The following is a 6,586-nucleotide window of genomic DNA, read 5'->3' on the forward strand; positions in this document are numbered from 1 at the left end:
ATTTAATTTGGCAAAAGAATTAGGTGTGAAGTTTTGTTTTGATTGTGATGTAACAAATATTGAAGTTGATAACAACAAAGCTAATGTTGTAACTGCTCAAACAACTATCAACTATCAACCATCAACCATCAACTTGCCAGCCGATGTGGTAATAGGTGCCGCCGATTATAATTTTATAGAAACAAAATTATTACCCGAAGAATGCAGAACTTATACCAATGAATACTGGAACAAAAGAGTGATGGCGCCCAGTTGTTTATTATATTACATTGGGTTGAATAAAAAATTAAATAATGTTTTGCACCACTCGTTATTTTTTGATACAGATTTCGGTGTACATGGCGCAGAAATTTATACCGAACCAAAGTGGCCGGAAAATCCGTTGTTTTATGTAAGCGTAACTTCGGTAACTGATACCACAACAGCGCCGGATGGTTTTGAAAATTTGTTTTTTCTTATACCTGTTGCCGCCGGTTTACAGGGAGACACAGAGGAATTAAGAGAAAAGTATTTTGAAAATATTATTGCAAGGTTTGAGAACAGAACTGGACAGGATATTAAAAGAAACATTATTTATAAAAAATCTTACTCAGTGAGTAATTTCGTAAGTGATTATAATTCGTTTAAAGGCAATGCTTATGGTTTGGCAAATACCTTAATGCAAACAGCGGTTTTAAAGCCATCCTGTAAAAGTAAAAAAGTAAAAAATTTATTTTATACCGGGCAGTTAACAGTGCCGGGACCGGGTGTGCCACCCAGTTTAATAAGCGGTGAAGTGGTGGCAAAAGAAATAGTAAATGAATTTAGTAATTAAAGAATACGGATAAAGTTAAAATCAATATTTTTCTTATCATTTATGATGAAGCTTTTTCATAACACCAGTGAGCAGTGCAGTAAAATAACTACTGAAACGTACAGCACTTCTTTCAGCAGCGCTATAAAATTGCTGCATAAAGATTTGCGTACACCTATTTATAACATTTATGGTTTTGTAAGATTTGCAGATGAAATTGTGGATACCTTTCATAATTACGATAAACAGCAATTGCTGGAGGAGTTTAAAACAGATACGTACAACGCTCTTGAAAGAGGAATAAGTTTAAATCCGGTGCTGCATAGTTTTCAATTAACGGTTAATAAATACCAGGTAGATAAAAAATTAATTGAAGCATTTTTTAAAAGTATGGAAGCAGATTTAAGTAAAGCCCAATACGATACAGAAGGTTATGCTGCCTACATTTATGGCAGCGCAGAAGTAGTAGGGTTAATGTGCTTGTATATTTTTTGCGAAGGGGACAAAATGATGTATGAAAAATTAAAACCTGCTGCACAATCTTTAGGTGCCGCTTTTCAAAAAGTAAATTTTTTAAGAGATGTGAAAGCCGATTACCAGGAATTAAACAGAACGTATTTCCCCAACATGGATTTTAAAAATTTTACCCCTTCAATGAAACTGCAGATAGAAAATGAAATTGCAACAGATTTTATAAACGCATATCAAGGGATTTTAAATTTACCTGTAAAAGCAAGATTTGGTGTTTACGTGGCGTATAAATATTATTTGTCTTTATTTAAAAAGATAAAAAAAGTGCAGCCGGCAAAAATTATGGAGCAGCGAATCCGTATCCCGAATTATTCAAAAATGTTTATTTTAGCTAAAGCCGGAATAAGGACCCAATTTAATATTTTATAAATCCTTTAGTTTGTTAACCGCCGAAGTTTCATTCTTTAAAAAATACACTTACCATTTTGAATAAATTAATTTTAGTGGATGAGAATGATGTGCCGGTGGGTACTGTTGATAAAATGGAAGCCCATCAAAAAGCAATGCTGCACAGGGCTTTCAGTGTTTTTATTTTTAACAAAAAAGGCGAAATGTTATTACAGCAAAGAGCTTTTACTAAATACCATAGCGGGGGCTTGTGGACGAATGCCTGCTGCAGCCATCCGTATTTTAATCAGGAAACAATAACTGCCGCTGCAAAAAGATTGCAGGAAGAAATGGGGTTTACCATACCATTAAAAAAAGCATTTGAGTTTGTTTATAAAGTAGCTTTTGATAATGGTTTAACAGAATACGAATACGATCATGTTTTTGTTGGTGAATATGAAGGACAAATTTTACCTGATAAAGATGAAGTAGCAGATTACTGCTTTATGAGTATGGAAGAAATAAAAAACTCACTGCAATCGCATCCGCAAAAATATACGGAGTGGTTTAAAATTGCTTTCCCTAAATTACAAGAATATCTCTCTGCAAACGTTTAAAAACTAAAAGCTTTTAAACTACATTTGCTTCTCATGCATAATTTGCAACTAAAGGATAAAACAGCTGTAATAATTGGCAGTGGTGTTGCCGGTTTGGCAATAGCCATCAGGCTTGCAGTGGAAGGTTTTGCTGTAACGGTGTACGAAAAAAATAATTACCCGGGTGGTAAGTTAACAGCTTTTGAAAAAGATGGATTTCGTTTTGATGCAGGGCCGTCTTTATTTATACAACCAAAAAATATTGAGGAGTTATTTAAAATTGCCGGTGAGCCATTAGAAAATTATTTCAGTTATAAACCTGTTGACATTGCCTGTAAATATTTTTATGAAAATAGTAAAATAGTAAATGCATTTACCAATCCTGAAAATTTTGGGAAAGAGCTGGAAAATGTATTAGGCGAATCATCCAATACAGTTACAAAGTATTTAAGTGAATCCAAAAAAACATATGATAATATTGGCAGCATTTTTTTAAACCACTCTTTACATAAAAGAAGAACATGGTTGAACAAACGTGTTTTTAAAGCATTGGCGGCAACCAAATACAGCTATCTTTTTAAAACTTTAAATAAATACAACAGCACAAAATTTAAATCCGCAGAAGCGGTGCAATTATTTAACCGTTATGCAACATATAATGGCAGCAACCCTTACAAAGCACCAGGCATGCTGAGTTTAATTCCTCATCTGGAGTATAATGAAGGCGTTTTTTATCCTGCCGGCGGAATGATTAGTATTACAAATGCTTTATACAATTTAGCTTTAAAAAAAGGGGTGCAATTTTATTTTAATTCACGGGTACAAAAAATAATTTATTACGAAGAAAAGGTAAGAGGGGTTGTAGTAAATAATGAAAACATAAAATCAGATATAGTGGTAAGTAATATGGATGTTTATTTTACTTATAAAGTATTGATGAATAATGAACATAAAGCTAAGGAAATTTTAAAACAGGAACGCAGCAGCAGTGCACTGGTTTTTTACTGGGGAATAAATAAAGAATTTGATCAATTACAATTACACAACATATTTTTTAGCAACAATTATGCTGCTGAATTTGACTGTTTGTTTAAAAAGAAAACTTTATACAGCGACCCAACAGTTTATATAAATATCACTTCTAAAATGGAAGCTGGCATGGCGCCCAAGGGAAAAGAGAACTGGTTTGTAATGATAAATGTACCTGCAAATGTGGGACAAAATTGGGAGGTGATTAAACAGGAGGGCAGAAAAAAAATTATTGAAAAGCTCAATCGTATTTTAAAAACTGATATAGAATCTTTTATTGAAACCGAGGAAATACTTGATCCAATAGCAATAGAAAATAAAACTGCTTCGTACCAGGGCTCTTTGTATGGTACCAGCTCAAACTCAAAACTGGCGGCCTTTTTAAGGCATCCTAATTTTACAGGCGTAGTTAAAAATTTATATTATTGTGGTGGAAGTGTACATCCCGGTGGTGGTATTCCTTTATGTTTACAAAGTGCAAAAATTGTAAGTGAGTTAATTAAAAATGAAAACCGTGCCCATTAAATTTTCTAAATATCAAATAGCCACTGCCATTGCAATTCTATTTCATACTATTGGCTTTTTAGGAATAGCTGTATTTAAAAATAATTTTATCATTCAATCAACTGCTTTTAATTTACTGTTGATGTTTGCGTTATTGCTTTGGACACAAAACGAAAAAAATTACTTGTTTGGGTTATTTTTATTATTAACCATTACAGTTGGTATTGGAGTTGAAATGATTGGCGTAAATACAAAATTATTATTTGGAGATTACAGTTATGATAATGTGCTGGGCTTTAAAGTAAAAAATGTGCCGCTAATAATTGGTGTAAACTGGTTTATAATAATTTACTGCTGCGGCATAAGCATTAATACCCTGCTCGTAAAAGCTATTGATAAAATTTCGCTGGAGACTGCCACACCACCTATGCGGCTCAAGGCACTTTCCGTAATAGTAGACGGTGCCACACTGGCTGTTTTTTTTGATTGGTTAATGGAACCCGTAGCGGTACAATTGGGCTACTGGAAATGGAACGGCGAAATTCCTTTTTATAATTATTTATGCTGGTTTATTGTCAGCGTTCTATTATTAACAATTTTTCATCTCTTTAAATTTAACAAGCAAAACAAATTCGCAGTACATTTGTTAATGATACAGGTAATGTTTTTTTTACTGTTAAGGATATTTTTAAATTAAGATGAACTGGTTTTTATTTATAGCAATTGTTTTAATAACTTTTTTTATAATGGAAGGCATTACATGGCTTACCCATCGCTTTGTTATGCATGGGTTTTTGTGGTACCTGCACGAAGATCATCATAAACCCACCGGCCATACATTTGAAAAGAACGACGCATTTTTTTTAATATTTGCCATACCAAGCTGGTTGTGCATTATGCTTGGCCTGCAAAATAAATTGTACTGGGTTGCCGCAATAGGTTTTGGTATTGCATTGTACGGCCTGGCTTATTTTATAGTACATGAAGTAATTATTCACCAGCGTTTTAAATGGTTTACCCGAAGCAATAACTCTTATATTAAAACTATTCGCTGGGCACACAAAATGCACCACAAACATTTAAATAAATACGAAGGAGAAAGTTTTGGTATGCTGATGGTAGCAAAAAAATATTGGGATAAAGTAAAGACGGATAAAAATATTCAGGCAGATGCAAGGGCAAATAAAGTATAAAATTTTCTCTTACTTTTTCATGGATAGAACACATTTACCATTGACCATTCATATCTCACGGCTCACGACCCCTATAAATTGCTCATACACTTCCTTCCAGCCTTCAAACTCTTTCGCAGTTCCTAAAAAATTATTATGCCAGATGGTAATTAAAGTGCCGTTTATTTTGTTACAAATTTTGTAGTAGTGCATCATTTCTTTATAAGCCTGTGCTGCAGAAAATTGCTGCTCGTAAAAAGAATTGGCATCCATAAAACAAAAAGGATGAATGCGTAAATCAGTTTGCAGTTCATGCTGCAGATCGTACCAAAAAAAAGATGATGCAACTGATGCCCTGAAACCATTGATGCTGCCGTATCCCATACTGTAATCTTCAGTAATGCCTGCTTCAATTAATTTTTGATAACCTTCCGGAAAATTAAAACGGATATAATGTTGCCTGGAGCAGTTGATAGTTGATGGTTGATGGTGGATAGAAGACCCTTCAGCCATTGCCTGCAATTGTTTTATTTCATTATTTAATAATTTTTCATCATCGCCGCTTTGCCAGCTTGGATGAATGCCCACTAAATATTTTTTTGCATGTTGCTTTATCAATTGCCACATCGCATCTTTATGCGGTAAAATATTTTTATCATACTGGCTGTTTTTTTCCGCCACTAAAAAAAAATAGATGGGCTGCAATTTATTTTGCTGGTGTAAATCATTTAACCAACTGTAAATATCAAACGGATCTTTTTGTAAGCCCAATAAAACTTTTATTCTTTGTAAAGAAGGCGATTGTAAAAATCCTCCAATATTCCTAAGCAGCCCTTTATATTTATAAGAAAATGCAATATCAATATCGTAGGTTGGTAAAAAGTTGAACATTGAGCATTGAATATTGAATATTGGATATTTTTTCTTAATCTCGGTTACAAAATTCTTTACCCAAATATTTATCAATGGTAATTGCAAAAACCCTTCTTTAAATGCCAGCGAATTTTCGTGTGCATACCTGCCATACATATCTTTTGTATGCGGTAAATATTCTTCGTAGCGGCTGAGTAAATAAAAAGTAGCGGCAAAAATATCAAATGCAAAGTCAGCATTAGTTATTTTAAAAAATGCTTTGCAACTATTATTTTCAAAACAATTTATTTGCTGTGCTTTTATTTCTGTTTCAAATAATAAACTATGCGGTGTAATATTAAAAGTGGAGAATTGGAATTGCTGGTTGCTGTAATTAATTTTTACACCTTCGTAGTTTTTAAATTCTTCCGAGTCGATGGTTATTGCAAAATCAATCCCCAATAATTCTTTAAAAATAAAATTACAGCTGTACTGTAATCGGGGACAAGTGGTATGAGAGTAAATTAAAAACATGCAGCCACAAAATAAACAACTTGCAGCACACAAACAGGATAAGTAAAAAAATATTTTTTACTATCTTAAATAATGTTGAAAACCAAATGCAAAACTGGCTGAGACGGCGGTATTGAAATCTGCATTACTGTTTTTAGCAACATTCAAATTGCTGTAGAGGTTCAAAAAAATTCTGGTATTGTAATTAATAAAATAATTTCCTGCAAGGGATAAAAATGTGTTGTTATTAAATTGGGCACCTTCATAAT

The 6,586-nt window shown here is 33.2% G+C and carries 8 protein-coding genes; 6 read left to right on the forward strand and 2 right to left on the reverse strand.

What is annotated here, in order from left to right:
- The 6 genes from ACY65O_RS13725 to ACY65O_RS13750 all read left to right on the forward strand — a co-directional run.
- Positions 1-814: phytoene desaturase family protein (locus ACY65O_RS13725; protein ID WP_462221427.1), on the forward strand; the 814-nt coding region annotated here is incomplete at its 5' end.
- A 42-nt stretch (positions 815-856) separates the two neighbouring features.
- Positions 857-1,693: a phytoene/squalene synthase family protein gene (locus tag ACY65O_RS13730; RefSeq protein WP_462221428.1), complete on the forward strand. Its 837-nt coding sequence runs from the start codon at positions 857-859 to the stop codon at positions 1,691-1,693.
- Positions 1,694-1,749: 56 nt separating this feature from the next.
- Positions 1,750-2,268: an isopentenyl-diphosphate Delta-isomerase gene (idi, locus tag ACY65O_RS13735; protein ID WP_462221429.1), complete on the forward strand. Its 519-nt coding sequence runs from the start codon at positions 1,750-1,752 to the stop codon at positions 2,266-2,268.
- A gap of 33 nt (positions 2,269-2,301) precedes the next feature.
- The gene (gene crtD / locus ACY65O_RS13740) at positions 2,302-3,801 is read left to right on the forward strand and encodes a 1-hydroxycarotenoid 3,4-desaturase CrtD (protein ID WP_462221430.1); all 1,500 of its coding nucleotides are present in this window, start codon (positions 2,302-2,304) and stop codon (positions 3,799-3,801) included.
- Entirely contained in the window at positions 3,791-4,477 is a 687-nt protein-coding gene (locus ACY65O_RS13745; protein WP_462221431.1) for a carotenoid biosynthesis protein, read from the forward strand. The genes crtD and ACY65O_RS13745 overlap by 11 nt, the downstream gene beginning before the upstream one ends.
- Before the next feature lies 1 nt (position 4,478).
- Positions 4,479-4,973 carry a sterol desaturase family protein gene (locus tag ACY65O_RS13750; protein WP_462221432.1) on the forward strand — a complete coding sequence of 165 codons (495 nt, stop codon included), beginning with the start codon at positions 4,479-4,481 and terminating at the stop codon, positions 4,971-4,973.
- A 48-nt stretch (positions 4,974-5,021) separates the two neighbouring features.
- Here ACY65O_RS13750 and ACY65O_RS13755 read toward each other — a convergent pair whose 3' ends face one another.
- Both ACY65O_RS13755 and ACY65O_RS13760 read right to left on the reverse strand, forming a co-directional pair.
- Entirely contained in the window at positions 5,022-6,338 is a 1,317-nt protein-coding gene (locus ACY65O_RS13755; protein ID WP_462221433.1) for a polysaccharide deacetylase family protein, read from the reverse strand.
- Positions 6,339-6,398: 60 nt separating this feature from the next.
- Positions 6,399-6,586 (reverse strand): hypothetical protein (locus ACY65O_RS13760; RefSeq protein WP_462221434.1); only part of this gene is annotated, 188 nt, incomplete at its 5' end.

This window comes from Ferruginibacter sp. (assembly GCF_031430955.1).
Taxonomy (GTDB): Bacteria; Bacteroidota; Bacteroidia; order Chitinophagales; family Chitinophagaceae; genus Ferruginibacter.